The organism is Zooshikella ganghwensis, from assembly GCF_018263875.1.
GTDB classification, from domain to species: Bacteria; Pseudomonadota; Gammaproteobacteria; order Pseudomonadales; family Zooshikellaceae; genus Zooshikella; species Zooshikella ganghwensis.
The window spans coordinates 87,074-113,994 of record NZ_JAEVHG010000013.1 but is presented as its reverse complement, the minus strand read 5'-3'; the positions used below and the strand labels follow the sequence as shown (position 1 = coordinate 113,994).

The 26,921-nt window shown below is 38.6% G+C and carries 12 protein-coding genes; 8 read left to right on the top strand and 4 right to left on the bottom strand.

Going from position 1 to position 26,921, the window contains the following annotated elements:
- Window positions 1–2: 2 nt before the first annotated feature.
- On the bottom strand, window positions 3–11,663 hold the full coding sequence (locus KHS79_RS17315) for a non-ribosomal peptide synthetase/type I polyketide synthase (RefSeq protein ID WP_212720605.1): 11,661 nt from the start codon (window positions 11,661–11,663) through the stop codon (window positions 3–5).
- Window positions 11,664–13,718: 2,055 nt separating this feature from the next.
- On the opposite strand from KHS79_RS17315, the gene KHS79_RS17310 reads away from it, so the two are divergent.
- Together KHS79_RS17310 and KHS79_RS17305 are read left to right on the top strand one after the other, a co-directional pair.
- Window positions 13,719–14,870: a serine hydrolase domain-containing protein gene (locus KHS79_RS17310; protein WP_212720603.1), complete on the top strand. Its 1,152-nt coding sequence runs from the start codon at window positions 13,719–13,721 to the stop codon at window positions 14,868–14,870.
- 280 nt (window positions 14,871–15,150) lie between these two features.
- Entirely contained in the window at window positions 15,151–15,936 is a 786-nt protein-coding gene (locus KHS79_RS17305) for a substrate-binding periplasmic protein (protein WP_212720601.1), read from the top strand.
- 136 nt (window positions 15,937–16,072) lie between these two features.
- Here KHS79_RS17305 and ppnN read toward each other — a convergent pair whose 3' ends face one another.
- Window positions 16,073–17,452 carry a nucleotide 5'-monophosphate nucleosidase PpnN gene (gene ppnN, locus KHS79_RS17300; protein ID WP_027709979.1) on the bottom strand — a complete coding sequence of 460 codons (1,380 nt, stop codon included), beginning with the start codon at window positions 17,450–17,452 and terminating at the stop codon, window positions 16,073–16,075.
- Between the two features lie 465 nt (window positions 17,453–17,917).
- On the opposite strand from ppnN, the gene yfcD reads away from it, so the two are divergent.
- Window positions 17,918–18,454: an NUDIX hydrolase YfcD gene (gene yfcD / locus KHS79_RS17295; RefSeq protein ID WP_212720595.1), complete on the top strand. Its 537-nt coding sequence runs from the start codon at window positions 17,918–17,920 to the stop codon at window positions 18,452–18,454.
- 270 nt (window positions 18,455–18,724) lie between these two features.
- Window positions 18,725–19,774: an acyltransferase family protein gene (locus KHS79_RS17290; RefSeq protein ID WP_212720594.1), complete on the top strand. Its 1,050-nt coding sequence runs from the start codon at window positions 18,725–18,727 to the stop codon at window positions 19,772–19,774.
- A gap of 30 nt (window positions 19,775–19,804) precedes the next feature.
- Here KHS79_RS17290 and KHS79_RS17285 read toward each other — a convergent pair whose 3' ends face one another.
- Together KHS79_RS17285 and KHS79_RS17280 are read right to left on the bottom strand one after the other, a co-directional pair.
- Window positions 19,805–20,722 carry a glycerophosphodiester phosphodiesterase gene (locus tag KHS79_RS17285; protein ID WP_212720593.1) on the bottom strand — a complete coding sequence of 306 codons (918 nt, stop codon included), beginning with the start codon at window positions 20,720–20,722 and terminating at the stop codon, window positions 19,805–19,807.
- A gap of 453 nt (window positions 20,723–21,175) precedes the next feature.
- Window positions 21,176–21,382: a YgdI/YgdR family lipoprotein gene (locus tag KHS79_RS17280; RefSeq protein ID WP_027708869.1), complete on the bottom strand. Its 207-nt coding sequence runs from the start codon at window positions 21,380–21,382 to the stop codon at window positions 21,176–21,178.
- Window positions 21,383–22,136: 754 nt separating this feature from the next.
- On the opposite strand from KHS79_RS17280, the gene KHS79_RS17275 reads away from it, so the two are divergent.
- Genes KHS79_RS17275 through KHS79_RS17260 form a run of 4 tightly spaced genes read left to right on the top strand, consistent with a single transcriptional unit; the run spans window position 22,137 to window position 26,871 of the window.
- Window positions 22,137–22,397, top strand: coding sequence for an OadG family protein (locus tag KHS79_RS17275; RefSeq protein ID WP_212720592.1), 261 nt, complete (start codon window positions 22,137–22,139; stop codon window positions 22,395–22,397).
- A gap of 46 nt (window positions 22,398–22,443) precedes the next feature.
- Window positions 22,444–24,240 (top strand): sodium-extruding oxaloacetate decarboxylase subunit alpha, encoded by a 1,797-nt coding sequence (gene oadA, locus KHS79_RS17270; protein WP_212720591.1) that lies wholly within the window; start codon window positions 22,444–22,446, stop codon window positions 24,238–24,240.
- A gap of 16 nt (window positions 24,241–24,256) precedes the next feature.
- On the top strand, window positions 24,257–25,603 hold the full coding sequence (locus KHS79_RS17265; RefSeq protein ID WP_027708872.1) for a sodium ion-translocating decarboxylase subunit beta: 1,347 nt from the start codon (window positions 24,257–24,259) through the stop codon (window positions 25,601–25,603).
- A gap of 53 nt (window positions 25,604–25,656) precedes the next feature.
- Window positions 25,657–26,871, top strand: a complete 1,215-nt coding sequence (locus tag KHS79_RS17260) for a hypothetical protein (RefSeq protein ID WP_212720589.1) — start codon at window positions 25,657–25,659, stop codon at window positions 26,869–26,871.
- Window positions 26,872–26,921: the final 50 nt, after the last annotated feature.

The following is a 26,921-nucleotide window of genomic DNA, read 5'->3' as shown; positions in this document are numbered from 1 at the left end:
TCCTAGAATACTTCATCAATGGCTAACATGGAGTTGACAAAATCAGTTTGAGATTGTTTCTCTTGATGGCTGATTAAACTTGATTTAATTTCAGCGATGGATTGATTTGGTTGCTCCAGGCAGTGATTCATCAAATTGATTAGCGTATATTGAATAGTTTTAATATCATCCTCATTAAATAGTTTTAAACTATACTCTATAGCAAGCTCTATAGAAGACGATGACTGAATAAACATAATATTTAAATGTGCTCGACTGGTTGTTGACGATTCTAATACTTTTGTAAATGTTAAATCTCCGAATGTATTTGCAGAATAATGATCGTAGGTCATAACATTCAATAACACATTAAAAAAGTCAGCGGGTGTCTGGGTGGTTTGATTATCTAACGGTTGATTCTTATGGGAACAGATGTCTTCTAATATTGAGTCGATAGGATAAAACTGATTGTGAAGTATTTGTTGAATGTTCTGTTTTACGCTCTGAAGGTAGGTCGCAAATGGCTCTTTGTTATCCAGTTTTACTCTTACTAGTAGGGTATTGAGATAGAACCCAATTTGATTCTGTAATTGGGGATGTTGACGATCAGCAACAGGCGATGCCAATGTCACATCATGACATCCATAATGGTGGGCTAAAAATATTGAAGTGATGGCTGTAAAAAATGTATATAAACTCACTTCGTGCTGTTGACAGTATAACTCAATTTTTTCTTTTAAAGACTGGTCAATAGTCGTACTACACCACTTACCTATAAAGTTATCAGCCATTTTTGCTTGACAATGTGTATGGCTCTCAATTGAATGGGATGAAGCTAACCGACTTAAGGGTTGCGCATGTTGTAGATAGTCTTGCCAAAACTCTTTCGCTTGCTTCGCGGCTGAAGTGGTCATCAACATGTTTTGCCATGCTGCGTATTCTTTACCCTGTATTGTCAGTGGGGATAAAGTATGAGCTGTACTACATTGATAGCACTGATATAGCTCACTTAACTCTTTTAAAAAGATAGCATTGGACCAACCATCGCAAATTATATGATGAGCATTAAACAACATGATATGCGATTTGTTCAGATGGTCAATAAAAACTGTTATATGGAAGAGCGGCTCTGCTGCAAGGTTAAAAGAATAACTGGCTTCTTTTTGATAATAGCTATGCAGTTGTTCATTATTTTCAGGTTCAGGTAGGCTCTCAAATAATATAGTTAATGGTGGATCAATACTATCATGAACAACCTGCCGTGGTTCTCCTTCGGTGAAAATAAAATTAGTTCTTAATATTTCGTGGCGTTCAATAAGTGTATTAAGTGCGTGCTTAAAGGCGGTGATATTGATTTCACCTGTTAGTTGATAAGCAGCATGTACATTATAAGCAGTATTTAATGCTTGGGTTTGACAGGCAAGCCATAAACGTCTTTGTGCAATAGATAAGGCATAATTTGCTTGCGAAGGCAGTGAAGGGATGTGCGACGATGTAATATATGGGGAGGGCGATTTAATGGAAGATGTTGAATTGGCTTCAATCCACTGGCTTAACTGGAGAATAGTAGGGTGGTTAAATATTTCATTAATGGATATGTCATGGGCTAGCGCTTTTGACAATGCGGCAGCAATCAACATTGCTTTTATACTATGTCCACCCAATTCAAAAAAGTTGTCTTCAATATTTATATCTGTTCGTTCTAAATAGTGTTGCCAAGTAGCATAGATAGTTTCTTGTAATGGAGTTATTGCTTGTGAAGGAGAACCCTGTTTATTTTCGGGTAATGGATTTTTAGACAGATGCTGAGAAACAGTAGGCAAGCTTGTTATATCAATTTTTCCATTATTATTTGTTTTAAACTCGGCAACTTCATGTAGAAACGAAGGTATCATTACTTCGGGTAATTGATTTTGTAAATAGGTTCGTAGTTCTGTCGAAGTACTGGGAGCACTTAACTGGTAATATGTATAAAGCTCATTGCCACTGGTATGAGATTGTGAACGTGTAAATGCGCGAATAACATTGGGGTGGCCTTCTAACGTATGGCTGATCTCATCCAGTTCAACGCGGTATCCTCTGATTTTTACCTGGTTATCAATACGTCCTTTAAGGTATAGTCTGCCATTTAACCATTGACCAATATCCCCAGTTTTATACAACTGGGTATCAGAGGTTAAAGGATGAGGTATAAATTTTTCAGCTGTGAGTGAATCTTGGTTGATATAACCTGAGGCCAAACATGGACCAGAAATACATATTTCACCTTCTTCATCTGCTGATACGAGTTGGTTATTACTATTAAGCAAAACAATGTGATTATTTTTTATAGGTTTACCGATAGTACATGTGCCCTGATAACATTCAAAGTTATTTATAGTAAAGTCATGAGCAATACAACCAATGGTTGTTTCTGTTGGGCCATAATGATTTACAAATTGAGTTTCTTTAAAAATTTTAAAGTATTCATTTACATCATTGGCTCGTAAAGGCTCTCCTCCCAAGAAGATTAGCCGTAATTGCCAGTCTAACTGAGAAGTGAAGTGAGGATGCTGAAGCAATACATGGAATAATGACGGCGTTAATTTTAGGAATGTGAGTTGGTTGTGTGAAATGTAATCAATGACATAACTAATATTATGCCGTTCATCTTTATCCATTAGGTGTAAACATGCCCCTGATAATAAACAACCCCATAATGTAGTATAACCCAAATCATAGGCGTAAGAGGAAAGTAATAAACTGCTATCTGAGGATGAAAGTTGATACTTTGAGGTTAACCAGTGAAAATAATTCAAAAGTGATTCTTGATTTATTTTTACGCCTTTAGGTACCCCTGTCGTACCTGAGGTATAAATAATATAGGCTAATTGTTTGGCAGGAATAGTACTGATCACTTCTTGTTTATCATCTATAGGCATTGTGATGGGAGATGAGGACACTTGTGACCATTCACTTTTTATTACGCTGTCAATTGAGCAGCAAGGGATGTGTTTCTTTTCAGTTATAGGTTGTAATGTTGACAAGAAAACACTTTCAGTAATCACTAGTTTTGCATCACAATCATTTATAATGTATTCAATACGGGCTGTAGGTGTGTCTGGGTCGATAGGGACATAAATACCGTTAATTTTTTGAGTTGATAGCAGGCTTTGTATTAGCAAGTCACCTTGATTGATGAGTATGACAATAGGTGATTGTGTAGGGAGTTGAAAATGAGTGTGTAAGTAATGTGCAAAATGGCTGGTTGTATTATCTAGTTGATGATAGGTAAACGTTTTACAGCCATATTGCAGGGCTTTTGTATGTGGATTGTGACTACATACATCACTAAATCGTTCAAGTAGTGACGTGTACGGAGGCCAGTATTGCCGTTTATTTTCAACTTTATTATTTAAGTGGTTAGATTGAACTAAGGAAGAGAAAGGGAGTTTTTTTTGGGAGTTAAGTACAAGTTCATAAAGTGATTGATCAGGGTTACTTATGATATTGTTTAATAGCGCTTGTGTAAATTTAAGCCATTGCTGTATCGTTTCTTGCTTAAAAAGCTGGCCATTATAATGGAAGTTAATTATTAGCTGTTCGCTTTGTTCAATCGCTTCGAATGAAAAGTCATAGTTATTAGCTATATTTTCAATAGGTTGTGACGTAAACTGTAAGCCTTCTATTGTGATTTCACGGTCGTCAGCCTGCTCATAGACAAAGCTGATATCAAATACTGGATTACGGTTTATTTCACGTTTAGTTGTAAGTAAATTGATGAGGGCTTCAAAAGGAAATGCTTGATGCTCATAGTATTCAATACACTGCTGTTTTATTTGAGTTAAAAAGTCAGGAAAAGACTGTGCTAAGTCTACATGTGTGCGGTAAACAAGCGTGTTAGTAAGCATACCGACAATGGTTTCAAAATCAGGCTGATCGCGTAAGGCAACTGGTGTGCCAATGATAATCTCATTCTGTTGAGATAAATGCCTCACTAAAATATGGCAGCTGCTCAGCAATAGCATGTAAGGTGTTACAGTATGTTTCGATGCACATTTTTTGAGCAGCATTGTTTGTGGTTTTGATAATGTGAATGATGCTGTTTTTCCTGAAAAAGATTGTTTTTTACCTCGCTTAAAGTCTAAAGGTAACTCTTCAGTACTTTTATAATCAGCAAACTGATATTGCCAAAATGCTTGATCACGCTTAAATTTATTTGATTTATAATATGACTGCTCCCACTCAACAAAATCACCAAATTGCAAGGGGGTAGGTAGATTTGCTAAACCAATATCAAAATTAGATGCTTTTTGTCTGGAACATGAGGTATATATTTTAACAAACTCTTTAATAATAATATTGGCAGAAAATCCATCTGCCGCAATGTGATGCATATCGATTAAAAATGTATGCTCTGAGGGTGAGTGTGTTATTAGCTTAGCTCTTAACATCGGATCTTTTTCAAGACAAAAAGGTCTAAAAAAATCTTGAATTTCTTGGTTGACGTTATCTTTTTCAGTTTTAGCACACTCTAAAAATAGCAGTTTTTTATTGTTATTTAATAAGTCTATGTTTTTTACAGAAGGTGGGTGAGCCCTTCTTATAAACCTATCTCCCTCAAGATGAAACGTTGTTGTCAAGCTAAGGTGTCGTTCTGCTAATATATTTAGCGCCAACTGTATATATTTGGGGTTAAAATTTCCCCGTACAGCTGCAATGTAAGGCAGGTGATAGGTATTATTTGCACCCTGTAATTTATTCAATGTATAGAGGCGCTTTTGAGCAGAACTCATTAATACAGGAGACAACGATGAGGTATTTTTAGAGACTGCTAATGCTTCATCTTTAGAAGGCACTTTCTTTTTATTCGGTGGCGTTGGTTCTGGCTCCTCATCCACTGTAAAACTAAATCCACCTGCTCGTAAGATTGAAATAGATTCAATCACCGCTTGAACAAGAAATGTAATATCAGCCTCAGTGTGCAAAGTGGATAGAAAACAGATGCGGCGCTCCCAAGTATAAACGCCTTTAAGCATTAACAAATAAAAGAATAAGTCCATTTCAATGGGCTGCAGAGCCAATGAATAACGACCGAAGGATTCAAAACGGAAGATAGGTCCACAGTATTTAATGCAAAGTGGTACTTTATTTTCATGAAAGTATTGATTTAGCTGAGCTGCTAGTTTTTCAGTTAATGCATGGGGTTGCTGGTAAATTATGCTTGAATGCTGTTTGATTTCTTCCAAGACAGCTTTGGCTGCAGCTAATGCTAATGGATGATTAGCAAAAGTACCAGCAATAAAGGTGACGGGCTGCTCTGGTAGAGAATCATCATGGTAATGCCATGTTCCACCATCAATACTATCCATAAAGTAACTGGTTCCTGCGACAATTCCGATAGGAAGTCCACCACCAATGACTTTGCCATAAGTAACGAGATCTGCTTTTATATCAAAATAACCTTGTGCTCCAGCAGGGTGTAGACGAAAACCGGTTATAACTTCATCAAATATTAATGCTGCACCCAATTCTTTCGTTATTGCTCGTAGCTCTTTTAGAAATGCTTTAGGTTGTAAACTTGGGTTTCGGCTTTGTACAGGCTCAACCAAAACAGCAGCCAATTCATCTCCTATTTCACGAATGAGTTGCAGCGATTGAGGATCACCATAAGGGAGTACAATGGTATCCTCCACTGCCGATTGGGTAATACCATCGGTAGTAGGGTAACTGCCATATTCATCTTGTTCAGCGAGGATTGCATCATAGGTACCATGATAGGAACCTGAAAATTTAACAATCTTATTACGTTGTGTTTTGGTTCGAGCTATACGCAGTGCAAACATAACGGCTTCAGAGCCAGTATTACAGAATGATACGCGGTCAACACCCGTGAGCGTTTTAATTAATCCGCTCACTTCTCCCAATAATTCAGGGTGAGGACTTAATGCGAAGCCTTCTGCTAACTGTTTTTTGACCGCTTTTACTACAAATTCAGGTTTGTGACCAAAAAAATGTACGCCATAACCCATAGCCAGATCAAGATAACGATTGTTATCTATATCCCATAAATACTGCCCTTGCGCCTGACTGAATACCAAAGGATAAAGCATATTTTTTAACGATTTACGGAAGTTAAGCGTTGTTAAATAATGAGAAAAATCTTGATTGTAGTTGATGCTGAACTGCTTTGATTTGTTTGTTTTGGCTGTGTAATCTTTTATGAGTCTCTCAATAAAACGGGTTTGTTGTTCTGTTAAATTGTCATCGGTAAATTTGGCTAATCTAAAATTAGTTACTGGTTTTTTTGGGCGTAAGCAAGATCGTGTTCGATTGTTGTGACTATCCATTTGTGAAATTTGCTTTGGAAAGTCTTGGTTTATCTGACATTGCTCATGGGGCAGTGATATTTTATTACTACCCATATTTTCATTTTGCGGTTTTTGAGTAAACAGGTTAAGTTGCTCTCGACAAAGAGACTGGAATGAGTCCAACTGTTTACTCAATAACGTTTGAAGTGTGTCGCCGTCAGGGATTAAGTGATGATCACTGAAGAGATTATTATTGGATCTGGCGCTAAACTTCGAACTTTCTGTCGGTGTTGATATCGCATCAGATTGAATTTCAGATTCTTTTTTGCTTTGTGTCGAGTCTGTAGTAAATGAGGGTTGAAGTTGTAAATATGAAATCAATTGGTGATAGGTATTCAGTTTGCTATAAAAATCTGCTAAGGGAATTTCAATATCAAATTTTTCTTGAATAGAGGCTTTTAAACGCGTAAGCATTAATGAGTCAAAGCCTAGCGCAATGAAAGGCTTACGACTATTATCATCATTTATCAAGATGCCAGATATAGTATGAATCAGGTTTTCTAGTATCTTAAGAGGAGGAGAAGTAATATTAGCTGTTTTCTGCGATGAATCTTGCTGGCTTAAGCTTTGCGGTGAATGACTATTATTAATAGTATTTTTTAGGTGGGTACGATGAATTGGGTAGGCAGTTGTGTCAAAACTGTAATAAGGTAAATTAATTGCTTTATTTATATACTCAACTGGTAGTGCTTGCCAATTAACCTGTCCTATACATATATAGTAATTTGTAAGCATAGATGCAAAGGATGCAAGGGAAGATTTTTGAGGGCCTCTCAGTGTGGGAATAATGCTCGGTTTATATTGACTATTTATTTTTTTTGTAAGAAACGTCGACAATGTGGCAGTACCACCGATTTCTACCACTGCCTGGCATTTTTTAGCGATTAATGTATCAAGGGCTTCATTAAAGTTAACTGTACTTATGATATGTTTGAGCCAGTACTCATGAGTTGTAATTTCTGTATGATGCTCAGTGGTAGCAATTTGACCTGTTAAGTCAGAAATGATAGGTATGTTAGGTGGAGAAAGTTTTATTTGGCTTAAACATTCACCAAATATTTCAAGGGCACTCTTCATAAGTGGAGAGTGGAATGCATGAGAGACATTAAGACTCTGAAAGCGAATTTTTTGTTGCGTAAAGTCTGTTGATAATCGTTCTATATTCTTAACACTACCTGATAAGGTGATATCTGTTGGACTATTGATGGCTGCAATGCTAATAGATGGATACTTCTGAGTTAGGTATTCTTTTATTTCGCTAACAGAATGTTGCACTGCAATCATAGTTCCTGGTTCTGATACCTCACTCATTGCTTTTGCCCTTAAAGCAACTAAATGAACTGCATCATTAAAGCTGAACACGCCAGCCGTGTAAGCAGCCATAAACTGACCGATACTATGACCTAACACATAATCAGGGGTTATATTAAATGTTTTCAAAAGAGTGACTAATGCATAACTTATAGAAAAAATAATAGGTTGTGCGTAAAGTGTATTAGTTAAATCATCTGAATTTTTGTTATTAAATATCAGCCTGATGAGTGATTCATCTAGATAAGGTTGAAAGGCGTTATCACATTGTATTAGTGCTTTTTTAAATGCTGGAAATACATTGTATAGTTCAGAAGCTATATTGATATATTGTGAGCCTTGTCCTGTAAAGATAAAAGCAATTTTACCTCTATCAAGATGATGTTGATTTGATATTAGAGAGTTAGGGTGGCCTGCTGTTAATGCTGAATCAGTTAAAGCATATGTTAACTGTTGTATGAGAGACAGCTTGCTGTCAGCGATAAAGGCATGACGGTGTGCATAGTGTTGAGTGCAGCGCTGAGTTGCTATTGCCACTTCATCAATTGTATATGGTGTATTTTCCAGAAACTGAATCATTTTTTTAAATGACTGTTTCAGACTTTTACTGGAATGCGCTGCAAAGACAGAAATTGCAGGAATTTTTTGATGAGTTACATCTTTAAATGGAATGGGATGGGAAGAGGGCGACTGTAAAATAACATGACTGTTCGTTCCTGATATACCAAAGGAGCTTATGCCACAGGTTAATTGGCCCTGAGAGTCAAAATAATGATTTTCTGTCAGTGGTTTTAGTGGGGTATTATCCCAAGGAATTAAAGTGTTTGGTGATAATAAATGTATATTCTTTGGCATTAAGCGTTTATTCATACCAAGAATTACTTTAATAACGCCTGCTACCCCTGCCGCACTTTCTAAGTGACCAATATTGGCTTTGACTGAGCCTATCAAAATAGAATTTTTCTTATCTCTTTTTTGAAAAACATTAGTTAATGCATTTATTTCCTGAGGATCACCTAACTTGGTGCCTGTACCATGAGCTTCAATGTAGCTAATATCACTGGTATTAACGTTGGCTGCAGCCATTGCTTGCTTAATAACTTTTTCTTGTGCTAGCCCATTTGGTACAGTTAAACCGCTGCTTTTTCCATCATGATTAACAGCAGAGCCGGCTAGAATTGACCAAATGACATCTCCATCTCGTTGAGCATCTGATAACCTCTTTAAAATTAATACTGCGCCACCTTCTCCACGACCATAGCCGTCTGCCTGTTCATCAAACACTTTACATTTACCGTCAGGTGAAAGGGCATTGACTTTACTTAAGCTTACGTAACCTTGGGGTGTTAACATTAAGTTAATACCACCAACCAGTGCCATATCACATTGACCTGCTAATAAGCTGGACCGTGCTAAGTCGATTCCAACTAGGGATGACGAACATGCAGTGTCTAATGTTAGACAGGGACCTTGTAATCCATAATGATAGGCAATTCGGCCTGAAGCTGTGCTGGTAATGCAGCCAGTTAAGCTATGTTCTTTTAAATGAGGCGTGTAAGTATCTTGAAATGTTTGATGGGCGTAATCACTATTGGATAAACCAATATAAACACCAGTGTTTGATCCATTAAGTGATTCATTTTTAATGCCGGCATGATCAATGGCATGTTGAGCAAGCATTAATAGCAGGCGCTGTTGAGGGTCAATTTCTTGTGCTTCAATCGGAGTAATATTAAAAAAAACTGCATCAAATTGCTCAATGTTTTTCAAAAAATAGCCGTGTTGTGTTTTACTAAACCCAGGTTTATTCCCTGGGTGATAAAATGTTTGAGGAGACCAGCGCTCAGAAGGGATAAGGGACGACAGGTCGTATCCATCAAGCAGGGTTTCAAAAAACTCATCGGCTGAAAACTGCCCTCCTGGAAACTGACCAGCAAAGCCAATAATAGCAATATTATCCTGCTTAACTTGTTGAGTAGGTTCATGGCAATGGTTATTGTCATTTGGTTTTACTGGTGACTGGACCAACAAGCCAGTAAGGTAGTCTATTAACTGCTGTAGGGTTGGATAATCAAACGTTGCTGATACGGGAATATCAATATTTAATGCGTTCTGTAAAGCATTTCGCAGCTCGACAGCTTTTAGAGAATCAATACCATGGTCAGAAAACTTATCTTGCAGGTTGTCAGGAATATATCCTAGTAACTGAAGTAGTTCATTGCTTAAATGATGTTTAATTTTTATCGAATTAGTTGCATTATCAGCATTAGATAAGCTGGTACTTACATTGTTGAGTTCTGATATGTCAGAAGCTGGTAGTGATGCTTTTCGAATTTCGGCTAGCGTGTTCAGATATTGGTCTTGGGCATATTGTTGTTGAAGTTCGAAGCGTCTTACTTTACCGCTAGTGGTTTTGGGAATTGATTTGATTGGAATGATATCTTTAATCGTTAGTCCAGTGATATTATGAATATGTTGTTTAATTTTATTACTTAATGTGATAAATGAAGCTAAATCTTTTTTATAGCGAATAAAAATAATTAAGCTTTCTATGCCTGGGTCATCAGCGTGAGAAGTAGCAACAATATCTCTTAACTGTAAGTCTTGAATACCCATGCAAAGTTGTTCAATATCATGGGCATAATAGTTTTGACCATTGATGATAATGATATCTTTGGCTCTTCCCGTGATGATAAGTTGATTGTTGTATAAAAAGCCCAAATCACCTGTATTTAGCCAACCATCATTATGTAGTACTTTTTCTGTTGCGATAGTATCGTGAAAATACCCTGATGTGACATTAGTTCCTTTAATGTAGATGAGTCCTATATGATAATCGGGAAGAATGTTTCCTTTTTCATCAGCTACTTTGATTTCACATTCATTGATTGCCTGGCCTACCTCTAAAAAAGTGACAGCATTTTTTGCATTTCTTTCAACAGGATTAACTTTATCCATATAGTTAAGTTGTTTTCTACAAAGATGGTGTGCTTGCATTGGTGCACTAGGTTTAGGGAAGGATACAGCAACGCAAGCTTCAGCTAATCCATAAACGGGATACATACTGTTATAGGGTAGTTTGTACTCAGCCAGTTGTTTAAGAAAGTTTTCTGCCAGATCTAATGATATAGGCTCTGCACCATTGAAAATAAGACGTACGCAAGATAAATCCCAGTTGAGCTTTTTACCTTTTATTGCGTCCAAAAGAAATTTTAAACCATAGTTCGGGGTATACAGTAAAGTGCCACGATGTAATGATGTTTTATCGAGCCATAAAGCGGGTTTTCTAATAAAAGTGGGTGTGTTTATTAGCACTTGTTTTATGCCTTTAAGCATACCGGTTAAGTGTACGGCAATAAGCCCCATATCATGGGTAAGAGGCATCCAGCTAATCATGGTATCATTAACTGAAATTTCAGCAGCTTTAGCAATGGCTTTAACATTTGCGACTAAATTTCGATGGGTGAGAACAACACCTTTTGGGTTTCCGGTTGATCCAGATGAAAACTGAATAAAGGCAATATCATCTGCAGGTATAGATAGTAGTGTTGTAGGGGTGGGAGGGGCATCATCATGGGAGATCTCGTTTAAATCAATCCCACTCTGGTTCATAGATGTAACGATATCGTTAAGACCAACTTGTTCACCATAACTTGTTAAATTAGTTAGATATGATGCTTGGTCATAGCATAATCGAGGACGCTCGAGTATATTCCAGATAGAAAAAACTTTTTTTAGATTTTCTTTTTTTGCCCCAACTGAAATAGGTACTGCAATAATACCACCTAGAATACATGCCCAAAAAGTAACTACGAACTGATAATTATCCTGAACTTGAAAAATGAGCTGATCTCCTTGTGAGACCCCTTTTTCAGTTAAATGTTGCAGCTGCTTAAGTGAATTTCTATAAAGTGTTTGGTACGTTATTTTTTTTTCATTATTAACATTATTGCAAAAGACAAGCTGCTGAGTAGATGATTTGTGTTGTTGTAGTATATCAACTAAACTTTCATACTTCTTCATATAGATACTCCATATTTCTATTTTGCCAATTGTTATTATTTTTCTAGATATGCTCAGAATTTATGCTAAGGTCTGTTAACACTATTTGAATCACCATTACCGTAGACTTAATTTTAAATTTTATGCTGGCAATATGCTTAAGAAAGTGTTGAGTCAGTAAGAGGTTTGTCTACTTTTGATTATTGAAAATAGTATAAGTATACGTTCAGGGTAATATTATTGTAGCTTGATCTATAAAAGTATTTAGTTGCTTTGAGTGGACAGAAATATAAATCATTGAGTGCCCCTGGATAACTCTCTTTTCAGGAAACGATTATGTAGCCCTCGACACAGAGAGGTTACTATCTGAGCTTATCATTATAGCCATTCACTAATATCAACTTATAAGGTTTTTTACTGGCCAACGACACTCTTGTGTTCATAGGGTATAAAATCCTTCTACTAAAATTTCTTATATGGTTATAGTGCTTTTTCTTATGCAAGAAACTCTAAGCTGTCTTTTCTTAATTAAGCTAAGAGTTTTCAATTGTAAAGACTACTTCTATTGTATATATACCCTTCACGAATCATTTTTAGGGTTTGTTATCAGCACTCTTCACCCCAGTCACTTATTAATATAAGCTCCGGGGGCTTCATCGCTTGACGGCCGCCCCTAAAAAAACTTCGTTTTGGGTATACCTTTCTAGAAAACCATCTACCACTGAATTTATTTTATTACACATGCTTGTCTTTTAAAGGCTGCTCTTTAGTATAATCCTTTCACTTATTCGGAACTTCATAATGTGGTTTCTTTGTAAAAGAATATCAAAGTAATACATTAGATGTATATTTATGTTTAGGGTAAAACTTTATGGAATAATTTATATTATCTTATCCTAATTTATTCGTATAATACTTTGTGAACTCCCATTGTAAAGACTCTGTGGACTATAGCGCATCTTTCTTTCAATGTGGAGAGTTAAATTAATTATTAGTAATTATTAATGTTTTATTTGTTTAAAAATGATGCTAATTTGTCGTTAATATACAGAAAGTGTCTCATTTGATCGCTTGGTGATTAGTATAGGGTAAGCTCTATATCAAAGCTTTAACAAAAAAAATCTCTAAAGCCGTTTATGAACAGATTGTATAATACCTGTTGAGTACACTTAGCAATACTTTTTAAATGCATGTCCAACGGTTAAAAACTTTGCTTAGATTATAAGCAGTGAGTATGACTATTAATCTTTGCTTATGCTGAGGGTTATAGTAAAGGGCAATCGCATATAAAAAGAGTTTGTGATGATCAGAGATTATACTTATGCAATGCTGGAATTCATTTGTTCCTCCCGTAGCAGAAGACCATCCTTGGTCTCTACTGATCACGGTGCTCCCGACACCTACTTCACAAACAAATTCCAGTATTGCCAGCCCTCGTTGTGCTATACCCCAATCTCGCTTAAGTAACGGTAATAGCTCAATATAAATTAAGGGTGTTATAAAGGCTGCTTAACTGTTTGCCGCATGGATGCGACAACTATTCTGATATAAGGGGCCTCCAGGGAAGGGTTAACGGCGTGTTCGAAGGGTATTATGTAGACTTTGGGTACAGGTGCTCTAAAGGAAAATTATATGCGATTGTCCTAGCCTTACATGGGGGATATAGCTTGGAAAAGCACAAGTCTAAGACTATAGTTGTTGCGTCAAGGCGTTATCAACCGTATTATTTAATGCGTACTCCTTTTAGGCGACGAGTCAAGTATATTGGCACATTATGATTAAAAACAGCTTTCAAGGACAGGTGGCCTCTAAAAATGAAAATACACTTTTTCGTGATAGCCGTGTCAAAAGCTGTAGTCGGATGCATATGTATTCCTTATACACTGTGATTCCCTGTGCCGTGCTGATTTACTCTTACAAAAAGGCACGGTTTTTAAAGATGCTTATAAGATTATATTGATAAATGCTTGTTAGCAGTTTTTTGATAATGGTTAAGAAGGCTGACAAAAAAACTAAATGAGTCGTGAAGGGTGTACGATATCATGGAAAATCTTTACTACTGACAAGGTATAAATAATGCAACCTTTAAAATGGATTATTGGCTGCACGTTAGTATTGACAATGATTATTATGCTCCTTTTGGTGTCTGGACCTTACCGCTATTTACCTTCACTTTTATTGTATCAAAAAGCAGATCTTGATGATTATCAAATATTTAATAATCGAGTTGTTGCCGCTGACAATGCTATGCCTTGGCCAAAGGCACAAAATTATAATCAAGTTAACTTGAGTGATGAAGCTAAGTCAGTATTAGGTGAATATGATTCGAAAGCATTTTTGATTATAAAAAATGGTGAACTGTTATTAGAGAAATACTGGCAAGGTTATGATGAGCATATTCGCGCTAACTCCTTTTCAATGGCTAAAAGTATCGTTTCTTTACTAGTGGGCATAGCGATATCAGAGGGACATATTCGTGACTTAGAGCAGAAATTAAGTGATTTTTTGCCTGCGTTTAGCCAAGGGCAGCGTAAGCATATTAGCATTAAAGACGTATTAACAATGAGTTCGGGTTTAAGCTGGGAAGAAAGTTACAGTAGTCCCTTTTCTGTTACAGCACAGGCGTATTATGGGCAACATTTAGTGAGTCTTGTTAATACATTGCAAGTGTCAGAACAACCTGGCTTGCACTTTCACTATGCGAGTATTAATACGCAGATTCTTGCTGAAGTGCTTGAAAAGGCGACAGGAATAACAGTGTCTGATTATGCGTCTACAAAATTATGGCAGCCAATAGGTGCAAATCAACCTGCTTTATGGTCTTTGGACCAAGCTGATGGAGAAGAAAAAGCCTTTTGTTGTTTTTTTAGCAGTGCACGTGATTTTGCTCGTATTGGTCAACTGATATTAAACGAAGGGTTGTGGCAAGATAAGCAGGTTATTCCTCGAAATTATCTGCTTAATGCCACACAGCCTGCAAAGTATCTCAAGGGCCACAAAGATGACCAGCCAGTTGACTTTTATGGTTATCACTTTTGGTTAACAACCTATGAGAATAAAGAAGTCATAGTATTACAAGGTATCAAAGGTCAATATATTTTGGTCATTCCGGCAATGAACACTGTTGTTGTTCGGCTTGGAGAAAAGAAAAGCAGCCATCAGGTTCGTTATATGGCTGATGATCTGTTTAAGTATTTAGATATTACCATGTCCGTTTTAAATCAATAGAAATGCTAAGTGTGTTTCATCCTTCCAAATGAGGCTGCGGTAAACAGCTTATACTACATTACCCAGTAAAAGATTGTATATCAAAATATTCATTAATGGTTATTTAGGCGTGATAGGGAGACTGCAAAAAGTTTATTTTCAAGACTTGAGTTGGTTTGAGAAGCAGGTGTTGAGGCTTTTTTTTATACAGTGACACATGGTGGTCTTATCTAATTCGATGATGCGCTTATGATGTACTAATCTGAATGTGACAGTATTGTGATGTTTATAGGGTGCTTAAATGAAAACAGGTTGTGAACTATTCAGCAGATGGTGTATCGCATTATTGATTATGGGTTATTCAATAATTAGCAGGGCTGAAACTACGGTATTAATTGCAACTGGTGAGTATCAACCCTGGGTTTCAGAAAGTTTAAAGCATAAAGGGTTTGTTAGCCATGTGATAACAGAAGCATTTAAAAAAGCTGGCGATTATAAAGTGGAGTTTAAATTTTTTCCTTGGAAACGTGCTTATGAATCTACTAAAAAAGGGGATTATCATGCGACATCTTTTTGGTTTCACTCGCCAGACAGAGAAAAGGACTTTATTTACAGTGAGCCTGTAATGACGGAAAAGACCGTATTTTTTCACCTAAAAAGCAACCCATTGAAAGAGTGGCATAAGCTGACTGATCTTTCAGGTAAAACCATTGGTGCAACGACAGGGTATACTTATACAAAAGAATTCTGGGATTTAGCAGAATCTGGTAAATTGAATGTGCAGACTGCATCAGCAGATGACAAAAACTTTAAGAAGCTGTTTGCTGCTAGAATTGACTTGTTTCCAATGGGAACTGTTGCTGGTTTTGGGCTATTAGCGGAAAAATTTGATAAGGCTGTAGTACATCTCGTTGAGTTTAATCCCAAGCCACTTGTTGAAGCAAAAGGGCACTTATTGTTTTCTCGCAACAATGCACAGTCAGAGCAGCTATTAAAGGACTTTAATAAAGGCGTTAAGCAGTTGCAAAGTGAAGGTTTACTGGAGAAATGGCGGGAAGATTTATTAGTGGGTGGCTATAATCAATAACAACGGACTTGATTAAGTTTCTAAATAAATTGCTCACTAAATCATGTGGGTGTTTTAGCAAACGCGTAGAGGAAGCGAGGTGTAAAAAAGTACCCATTATGAAGTGTGCTTACAATAATGGGTACTCAAGTTAAGTCTACTGTTTACCTATGATTTCATAGCATGGTTCATAGTCACCACTGCCGGGTAGTTTCATTCGCTGGTTGATAACAAAGGAATGCAGTAATTGGTTGATATCTTCTGTGAGTTCAGGGTCTCCAAACAGCTTGTAAGGGCCATGCTCTGTAATGGCTGTAATGCCAACTTCTTTTACATTACCTGCAACAATACCTGACATAGCTCGTCGTAAGTTAGCAGCTAGCTTATAGGCGGGTAACTGTTTAGATAACTCTAGACTGGCCATATTTTCGTGGGTAGGCTCGAAAGTCTGTTGAAACTCATGGTCTACAGTCAACTGCCAGTTATAGTAAAAAGCATCACCTGTCTGCCGTCTGAAACGGGTGACCTCATCCAAACCAAACTTAACTTCCCTAGCCACAGTTTCAGGATCATCAATAATGATTTTATAGCGTTGTTGGGCTTCAAGACCAAGGGTCTTACCAATAAACTGGTGTATATCTGCAAAGTAACTTTTTGCGGTACTGGGACCAGTGAAGATAACAGGAAATGGAATATCTCGATTATTGGGGTGTAATAAAATACCTAAAATATACAGAATTTCCTCAAATGTTCCCGGTCCTCCAGGGAAGACAATGATACCATGCCCCATCCGGACAAACGCTTCTAAACGCTTTTCAATATCGGGCATGATAACTAATTCATTGACGATAGGATTAGGTGACTCGGCGGCAATAATACCTGGCTCTGTCAGCCCTATAAAACGACTACCATTGATGCGTTGTTTGGCATGGGCAATATTGGCACCTTTCATGGGACCTTTCATGGCGCCAGGACCACAGCCTGTACAAATGTTCATCCCACGTAGTCCAAGCTGATAGCCAACACGTTTGGTGTATTTATATTCAACTTCGCCAATGGAGTGTCCTCCCCAACATACTACAATGTCAGGGTGTATTTTGGGGCGAAAAGCATTAGCATGGCGTAAGACATGAAATACCATATTGGTGATGTCACTAGAGCTTTCGGTATTAACTGCTGCGTGAAGTTTGACTTCATTGGCGACATAAAGAATATCTCGCACGACAGCAAATAGGTTTTGTTTGATCCCTTTGATCAATTGTCCATCGACAAAGGCATTGCCAGGGGCATTAAGCAGCTGTAACTTTAGACCTCTGTGCTCGTGGATAATCCGAATATCATAACTTTGATACTTCTCAAGAATTTTATACGGGTTATCTGAATGCTCATCACAGTTTAAAACGGCCAATGAGCATTGGCGAAATAGTTGGTAAAGTCCCCCTTTGGTAGTGTCTTGAAGTTGTTTAACTTCATTATTGGAAAGGACACTCATGCTGCCACTGGGGCTGACTAGTGTTGAGATTAATGTTTCACTCATATGAACTCTATCTGTGTCTTTTGTTAACGTACCTAAGTTAATTGTAGATAAAACATTTAGCGAATGAGTTCAATAACACATAAAAGAAACAGTCATCATCATGAGCATTTGGTAGTAAAGGCTAAGTTAAGGAATCTATGTTCTATACCCATAATGAATCATTTTTAGGTGTCAAAATAAAGTGGTATATACTCACAGCGAAGGGTTATTTAGGCGAGGCCACCGAGCGATGAAGCCCCAGGAGTTTAGATAAACTAAATGACTGGGGTGAAGAGCGATGGTAACAAAGCCTAAAAATCATTCGCGAAGAGTATAGTATTCATGAAGCGAGGTAAGACCGTCAATTTGGTGATGAGATTGATTGGCAGGGGGTGGGCCATCAGTCAACATCATGGTATGGTGTGATAAGCCTAGTACAATAGCTGCAGTGATGGCTATGTATGATAACAATAATGAGGGAGAGCCATGCCACGTGAATTAATAACAAAAAACGCTATCAATCATGAGCGGGTGACCATCGTTAACGAACAAAATGAATGTATTGGTGAAAGTACCCGGTCTGAAATGCGCAAACAGGGGCTTTGTCATCGGGCAGTGTATGTGTTTGTCTTTAACCCCCTTGGACAATTGTTTGTTCAAAAACGAACACCGACCAAAGACGTGTACCCAGGCTTTTATGATCTTGCAGCAGGTGGAGTGGTACAAGCAGGGGAAGACTATGAACAAGCTGCCTATCGTGAGTTAGCAGAAGAAATGGGGATCACAGGTGTACCTTTACATAGTTACTTTCACTTTTATTTCCAAGAATCGGAGCTGCGGGTTTGGGGGAAGGTTTATACGTGTGAGTACGATGGTCCATTAACTTTGGAAGCCGATGAGGTTGAAAATATTGTTCAGTTGTGGCCTGAAGATGTGTTGCGTTCACCCCATTCTTTGCAGTTTACACCTGATAGCTTAATTGCCTTACAGCGACTGTGGCCTAAGCTTGCCATTGCTGTTTAAACATGCTTACTAACATAACTATTGTGGGTATATCCTTGCAGGAAGCCAAGCAGGGCTTTCTGCTGTTATAAACAATCATGTTGTATTCTTTAACACCTCACCTGTCTTTTTTTGAAATATTACGGTCGTAATTATTTCGTAATCGCTACATGCCTTTTATTTGTTTGATTCAATAAAGCGAGTGTTGATAGCCATTTATTTGGCTTGAATTCTGCAAAGTTTACTCTGGGTTTACAATGCAGAGTGAGAATAGGCATGAGGCTTTATTACATGGATGCAATGCGCAGCACATTGATGCTGTTAGGTGTTGTTTTGCATGCAGCACAAATTTATAACCCTGATCATGTTTGGAAAGTTGTCAGCAGCGAACGGGCTGTATTTTTTTCAGAATTAAGTCAAGTCATTCATTTGTTCAGGATGCCAGCTTTTTTTATTGTTTCTGGTTTTTTTTGCTTAATGACCGTTGTTAAGTATGGTGAGCCAGTCTTTATTAAACTGCGTTCGAAACGAATTATTATTCCGCTAGTATCAACAGTATTGCTGATTAATTCGGTGCAAGAATACCTGTTAGGTAATTTTACGCTACAACGATTCTTTTTAGGTTCAGGATGGGTTTCACATTTATGGTTTCTTATTAATTTGTGCTGGTATTTTTTATTTACCGTTTTGTTAGTGTGGGTCGCCAGGCAACTGCCTTTTTTTAAAGGTATGTTTGCGATCAGTGCCAGTGAAATTCTATCAAGACGCTGGCTTATTTTATTGCTGCCTATGTATGATTTTTTTGTTATTGGGTTGGGTAAAGTTATACCTATATATAGTATTTCGCTCGGTGGTATTACACTTTTTAGCTTTTTGATTTACCTTCAGTATTTTTTGTTTGGCCTCTTTCTTTATCGGAATAAAAATATGCAGTGTATATTTGCCAGTTTTCAGTGGTTGTATTTATTCTTGCTAGTCAGTGCTTGTGTTAGTCTTGCGATTGTACCAAAACTGTTTTCTGGGCTTGGTTTAGAGGTTGTTGAGGTTTACTTGCAAGGTTTAATTACCTGGCTTTCATGTCAATTCTGCTTTTGCTTCTTTTCAAAATTATTTAATCGTCAGTCACGAGTATTCTTTTATTTATCTGATGCTTCTTATAGTATTTATCTTTTTCATCATTTGATTGTAATTTACCTTGGGTTATGGGTTGTTCAGCTAGAGCTGAACATGTATTTCGGGTTTAGCCTTATTGTGGCCTGTGCGATGTTACTTTCATTGTGTATTCACCATTTTCTCATTCTTCGTTTGCCCCTATTGCGTTTGTTATTCAATGGAAAATAGGGGCAGCTTGCTGTGTGTTTAAGTCTTTAGTTAGCGAGCATGTTCATTTGAAGCCTGGACCGGTTTTAAAAAAAACTGTTGTTTCAGGTTAATTAGTCGATCTGGATAATCAGTAATAATGCCATTAATGTCTTGTTTTATGAGTCGTTGCATTTGTGTGGTGTCATTTACTGTCCATACTTGTACCCAAAGTTGGTGCTGGCTTGCGGTGGCTAGCAAAGAAGGGGAGGTTATGAGTCGATCTTCGTAATACTCAGGAACTTGTAATGCAATGGCAGGTGGGCGGTATAAATGACCTAAACCCACTGTATCAAGAATCACCATGTTTTTAACTTCGTTATGAGTGGCAGATGTCGCGACTTTAGGGCAGGCTTCACGAAATGTATGAAGAGATGCGGCTATAAATGAGCCAATAATTACATGCTGTTGCATATTATGTTTTCGAATAGTATCGCACACACGCTGTTCAATTCCTGCCTCTTTGATTTCGATAACCATTGGTTTTTCGGGAAAAGAGGTTAACACCGCTGATAAGCTCGGAATCGTTATTCCCTTGTTCCGATAGGGATAGGTTTGTCCTTTATCGTTTGTCCAATAATAACCCGCATCTAATTGTTGTAGATCTTTCCATGACAAATCACTGACTTTACCTTGACCATTTGTTGTGCGATCAACTTGAGGGTCATGCATGATGATCAGAGTGCCGTCAGCAGTGCTTCGAACATCCATTTCTAGCATATCAACCCCAAGTTTAATGGCGTTATTAAAGGCAAATAAGGTGTTTTCAGGCCATAATCCTTTACCACCGCGGTGCGCAATCACCAGAGGTGATTCTTGAGCCTGGATAATACTAGGGGCAACTGGGGGAGCGGACAGTGTAGTTATGGTGAAAGGAATAAGGTAAAGGCTCACCAGTAGCAGTATCACTATTGTCGCAAGGCGCTTCATGCTCATCTCACTGTTGTATTTGTTGTTATTAACCGACTACCTTGTTGTACAACGCTTATCGCCAAATGCAAATTGGAGGGCAGGCCCTTTAGATAATCAAATTATGAGTCGGTTGTTACTGCATGTATCCTCTATGCAGAAGTCATAGGATTTTCATTCAAACATAATGTACTGTGTGAGTGGTTGTCATGCAACTTTAGCAAAAGTAAATAACTATTAGTAAATGTAAATAACTACTTTAAAGTGCTTATCACAATGACAATTCAATGTATGCTCTGTCGGACAAAGCTACTTGAAAAGAAAATAATGTGCGATTGCTCTAGGCTGGAGAGTAAGCTTAATCATGAGTGATAATCTGTTACAGACTAGCTCACCTTAGATCATTTTGTTTTGAGCTAGCCTGTGTTTAACGTCCATTTATGTGTAAATCCTATTTGCCTTTCTAACAGAATATTATAACTCTCTAATTTTTTTGACAGTATTTTTATTGACAGATTCTTCATCACCACTTTCTGTCTCGTATTCATAAAAGCCTGTGTCCTCATTGAAGTCAGGCTCATCGACCGTTTGGATGTGAGTACCATCTTGCAGTGTGATCAAGTGGGGACTGGAACAGCCTGCGAGTAGAGTAAATAATACAAGGGGTAATACAGCTCTCATTTGACAACTCCTACTAAAGGGTGATCAATTCTACTCCCTTATTGTATTAAGCTTAGGAGTATACCTGATTGATGCAAGAATAGGCGGCTTATGCAGTGTTTAGTTCCTATCTGCTGGGCTATCTTTCAGGTTTTCTTGTTGATCATTACAAAGTTCATTCATGTACTAAAACGTTAGTGTTAGTAGGCTAACGTTTGACTCCGCCTTCCTGGCGCTACACTCCTGTTTTAGCTCAAGCCTCTGCTGTTTAAAAGAAAGACTTGATAGAATCTTTTGTGATTACAGGTTAAATAGCTTTTTAACTTATTCTACTAAGTAATATTTAAAGCTCCAGACATACAATAAAATTATTGAGACCTGTTTCATTAATTTGGTTTGCGGATAATGCAGATGTTTTAAATCTGTGTTGTAGGTAACTGACTATATGCTGACTGGTTGGCCACGAACTAACCATTATTAGTCATCAAAAAAATTGAATTAAGTCAAACACAATACGTATTAATACAGCAATGTTTGCCTAACGAATTGATTCAATGTACATTAATGACCCGATAAAACACTAACGTCATCCATAAAGTTTTAAGTTAAACACTGAAACAAGATATTTGTAGATATCCACCCTAAATAACGAATACTGACTTTTATAGATAAAGAAGGAAGACATCAGGCGTGTAGGGAATGAACAACGTAAGATGTGGATATTGTTTATACTGGATATCGCTTAACAGTGTGGAATTCTAGTTAAGGAAAGTCTATGACCCCTGCTGAATTAATGACCGAAGGTCTTTACTTGATGTTGCTTGGAATGGGGTTTGTATTTGTGTTCTTAACACTGCTGGTTTATGCCACGGAGTTCATGTCAGCAGTTGTTCAGAAATTTTTCCCCGAAAAAATAATGCTTGCTAAGTTGGCAAAAGCGAGTCCTGTCCCTACAGACGCAGAAGATACACAACTGATTGCGGTTATCTCTGCAGCTATCCAGCAATATCGTAAAAAGCATACTGATCGGGACTAACAGATAACAATTCATTTTTGGTTAGCGATGGAAAAGGCCTCTCCCCATGAGTGAAAATAAAAAGCCCCTTGGAATTACCGATGTTGTATTACGGGACGCACATCAGTCATTGTTCGCAACACGTCTGCGCTTAGATGACATGTTACCTATTGCCAGTAAGCTCGATCAGGTTGGTTTCTGGTCGTTGGAGTCATGGGGGGGTGCAACCTTTGACTCATGTATACGCTTTTTGGGAGAAGACCCTTGGCATCGCATCCGCGAGCTGAAAAAAGTGATGCCCAAGACCCCCCAGCAGATGCTATTAAGAGGACAAAATTTACTAGGCTATCGTCACTATGCAGATGATGTTGTAGAAAAGTTTGTCGAGCGTGCCGTTAAAAATGGCGTGGATGTGTTCAGAGTATTTGATGCGATGAATGATCCTCGTAACCTTCAAACGGCAATGGTTGCTGTTAAAAAACAAGGTAAACATGCGCAAGGGACGATTTCTTATACAACGAGTCCAGTGCATACCATTGAGAACTGGGTGGATCTGGCAAAACGTATTGAAGATATGGGGGCAGATTCAGTTGCCATTAAAGATATGGCCGGTATTTTAAAGCCCTATGATGCTTTTGAACTCGTCTCTCGCTTAAAAAGCTCACTGTCTATTCCGATTCAACTTCATTGCCATGCTACTGCAGGTCTTTCACCGATGACCCTCATGAAAGCCATTGAAGCAGGCATTGATAATGTGGATACGGCTATTTCCTCAATGAGTATGACCTATGGCCATACGCCAACAGAGTCTATTGTTGCTGCTCTACAAAATACTGAGCGGGATACCGGGCTGAATCTGCTACTGCTTGAAGAAATTGCAGCTTACTTCCGTGAAGTAAGAAAGAAATACGCTAAATTTGAGGGCAAATTAAAAGGCGTCGACTCTCGTATACTGGTGGCTCAAGTACCAGGTGGTATGTTGACCAATATGGAGAATCAGTTAAAAGAGCAGGGTGCGTTGGACAAATTTGATCAGGTATTAGAAGAAATTCCTGAAGTCAGAAAGGATTTAGGTCATATCCCTCTAGTGACACCTACTTCACAAATAGTGGGTACACAGGCGGTGCTTAATGTGCTGACAGGTGAGCGCTATAAAAATATCTCAAAAGAAACGGCGGCCATCCTAAAAGGCGAATACGGTGCAGCACCTGCACCTTTTAATGCTGAATTGCAGAACAGAGTATTAGAAGGTAAAGAAGCCATCACCTGTCGTCCAGGTGATTTAATTCAGCCAGAAATGGATAAACTGGTTAAAGAAGTGGCAGCACTTGCTAAAGAAAAAGGCTTTACCCTAGCTGATGAGGTAGTGGACGATGTGTTGATTTATGCACTCTTTCCACAAGTTGGATTGAAGTTTCTGCAAAACAGAGGTAATCCTGATGCCTTTGAACCTGTACCAACAGGAGAAGAAGTGGCTCCAGCTCAGGTCAAATCGACAACAAAAACAGTAAGTGGTAATGACGTCTATACCGTTAAAGTGAATGGTCAGGCTTATGTCGTGGAAGTTGCTGAAGGCGGTGATATACAGTCAGTGGCTGCAGCATCCGGTCAGCCAGCGGCTACAGCTTCTAGCAGTCAAGACTCTGCGGCTGGAGAACCCGTATCGGCACCCCTTGCAGGGACAATATGGAAGGTGCATGTTACGCCAGGGCAAACCGTGCAAGAGGGTGATGTGCTTGTAGTACTGGAAGCGATGAAAATGGAAACAGAGGTTCGAGCCCATAAAACAGGTAAAGTGATCACTGTCAACGTGAAGGATGGCGATACGGTAGTAGTGGGTGATCCGCTGCTGACTCTGGCGTAATAAAGGTGTAGCTTCAATGGAAAAACTCTATGCACTTTGGCAAGGGTCAGGGCTGTATAACTTAGGTTTTGGCCAGTTTGCAATGATTGTAATTGGCTTATTGCTGTTATTTCTTGCCATTCGTAAAAACTTTGAACCTTTGTTACTTGTTCCTATTGGTTTTGGGGGGATTCTTGCCAATATTCCTGAAGCAGGACTGGCTTTTTCTGCTTTAGACAAAGCACTGTATCAGGCGGCTAGTTACCTGGTTTCTGATGATATTGGTTTACAACAGCATGCTCAGCATGTGGTAACGGCTATTGCAGGGGCACTTCAAGTTAAAACAACAGATCCAATGTTGTTGTTAAAAGAATACGCCTCAGCTTCCCAGCACCTGCAAATGGCGGCTATGAATACAGCACTTGATTTACAATATAATCATGGCGTGTTGTATTATTTTTATTCAGTAGGTATTGGTAGTGGCGTCTTCCCCTTATTGATCTTTATGGGGGTAGGGGCGATGACAGACTTTGGGCCGTTACTTGCTAATCCCAAAACTTTGTTTCTAGGGGCTGCTGCTCAGTTTGGCATTTTTGCGACGGTTTTAGGGGCGCTTGGTCTTTCGGCTACTGGCCTGATGGACTTTTCGGTGGCTGATGCTGCCGCCATTGGTATCATTGGTGGTGCAGATGGGCCTACGGCGATTTATGTGTCCAGTGTGCTGGCACCCCATCTGCTAGGTGCTATAGCCATTGCTGCTTACTCTTATATGGCATTGGTTCCGTTGATTCAGCCACCCATTATGCGTGCGTTAACAACGGAGGCTGAGCGAAAAATTGAGATGACTCAATTGCGTCATGTGTCTAAAACGGAAAAAATCTGCTTCCCGCTGGTTTTATTAATCTTAGTAGCGCTATTTATTCCAGATGCTGCCCCATTATTAGGTATGTTCTGTTTTGGGAATTTAATGCGTGAATGTGGTGTTGTTGACCGGTTGAGTGACACAGCGCAAAATGCCCTAATTAATATTGTCACCATCTTTTTAGGATTATCTGTTGGTTCAAAATTAGTCGCGGATAAGTTTTTGCAAACCGAAACTTTAGGGATTTTAGCGCTGGGGATTGTTGCCTTTGCAATTGGTACTGCGACAGGAGTACTTATGGCAAAAGTGATGAATAAAGTCAGTAAACATAAGGTTAATCCATTAATTGGTTCGGCAGGGGTGTCTGCTGTGCCGATGGCTGCTAGAGTATCAAATAAGCTGGGACTGGAAGCTAACCCTCATAACTTCTTATTAATGCATGCTATGGGACCAAATGTTGCCGGTGTGATTGGTTCTGCTGTGGCGGCTGGTGTTATGATTAAGTACGTTTCTGGTTTATAAAGTCATCTGTGCGTCATCCTCAATAAGGGTGGCGCCCAATCAAGCACAAGCACATGGAAGCGCATATTGAACTTACCTGGCTGACGGCCTCCCTCATTGGTCTTATTATTCTCTTAGCGGTTTACTTCCACATTGCTGCTTTTCAGCCTAGAACCGTTAATCATGCACCTACGCTCCTCACCAGTATCGGTATTTTTGGAACCTTTTTAGGGATTGCTTTAGGCTTAAAGGATTTTGATACAACCGATATTCAAGCCAGTGTACCCATGCTGATTGAAGGATTAAAAACCGCTTTTTGGTCATCTATTGCGGGGTTGAGTGCTGCACTTACGATTAAAGCTCGGTTTGTGTTGAGTAAGCCAAGCCGAGCAGAAACCACTCATTATCAGACGCAGTTAGAGCTGTTAGGTGAGATTCGTGATGTCATTCAACTGCAAGGTAACAACTTGCAACAGTCAATTGTTGTTATGCATGAGGAGCTTAAACAGGCTATCGTTCAGTTGCAGTGTATTTATGAGCAGCATCAACAGGCATTGACGGCCAAACAAACACAAGCACTACAGGCAAGCTTGCGTGAGCTGATGATTGAGTTTAATGAAAAAATTGAAGTGCAGTATGGTGAAAACTTTCAAGCATTAAATAAAGCCGTTGGCAGAATGCTTGAGTGGCAACAGGTTACACAGCAGCAGTTGGATGAATTTGTCGCGCAACAAAAAGTCTCCCAGCAAATTATGAATGAAGCCACTGCAGCACATGAGCGAGTAGTGACTCAGACGGGTGTTTTTGCTCAGGTATCTGGCGCATTGGAACAATTATTGGGTGGGCTAGAGCAACAGGCAAAAGGCCTGGAGGATTATCTTAAGTTATTAGCGACAATTGTTAATTCTGCCTCCAGTGGTTTACCTAAACTGGAAGAGCGTATTATTAGTTTAACTTCGGGGTTGGCAGATACGCTGACCATGAACCAACAGCAAATGAAGCATTTGTTGACTGAAACAGCAAAAGACCTTGTGCTTGAACATCAGGGCCTAGTGAGTCAGTTACAGCACTATCAACATGTGCTGGATAAGCAGGGAGAAAACTTAGTTACGCTTTCAGAAAAACATTGGCAGCAACTAGACGATCTATTAACGACCCAATTAAATAAGTCACTTGAAACCTTTGGTTATCAATTGACAGCCTTGTCAGAAAAGTTTGTTAGTGACTATGCACCACTCACTGAAAAATTACGAAAAATAATAACTATTGCTGAAGCAATGGACGCGTAATGCCAAGCCATTGAGGGATAAAACTAATACGTTTTAACTAAGGGTGCTAC

Coding starts and splice junctions, on each gene's coding strand:
- KHS79_RS17315 (WP_212720605.1), bottom strand. CDS start 11,663: ATGAAGAAGTATGAAAGTTTAGTTGATATACTACAACAACACAAATCA.
- KHS79_RS17280 (WP_027708869.1), bottom strand. CDS start 21,382: ATGAGAGCTGTATTACCCCTTGTATTATTTACTCTACTCGCAGGCTGT.
- KHS79_RS17260 (WP_212720589.1), top strand. CDS start 25,657: ATGGAAGCGCATATTGAACTTACCTGGCTGACGGCCTCCCTCATTGGT.
- oadA (WP_212720591.1), top strand. CDS start 22,444: ATGAGTGAAAATAAAAAGCCCCTTGGAATTACCGATGTTGTATTACGG.
- ppnN (WP_027709979.1), bottom strand. CDS start 17,452: ATGAGTGAAACATTAATCTCAACACTAGTCAGCCCCAGTGGCAGCATG.
- yfcD (WP_212720595.1), top strand. CDS start 17,918: ATGCCACGTGAATTAATAACAAAAAACGCTATCAATCATGAGCGGGTG.
- KHS79_RS17275 (WP_212720592.1), top strand. CDS start 22,137: ATGACCCCTGCTGAATTAATGACCGAAGGTCTTTACTTGATGTTGCTT.
- KHS79_RS17285 (WP_212720593.1), bottom strand. CDS start 20,722: ATGAAGCGCCTTGCGACAATAGTGATACTGCTACTGGTGAGCCTTTAC.
- KHS79_RS17290 (WP_212720594.1), top strand. CDS start 18,725: ATGGATGCAATGCGCAGCACATTGATGCTGTTAGGTGTTGTTTTGCAT.
- KHS79_RS17265 (WP_027708872.1), top strand. CDS start 24,257: ATGGAAAAACTCTATGCACTTTGGCAAGGGTCAGGGCTGTATAACTTA.
- KHS79_RS17305 (WP_212720601.1), top strand. CDS start 15,151: ATGAAAACAGGTTGTGAACTATTCAGCAGATGGTGTATCGCATTATTG.
- KHS79_RS17310 (WP_212720603.1), top strand. CDS start 13,719: ATGCAACCTTTAAAATGGATTATTGGCTGCACGTTAGTATTGACAATG.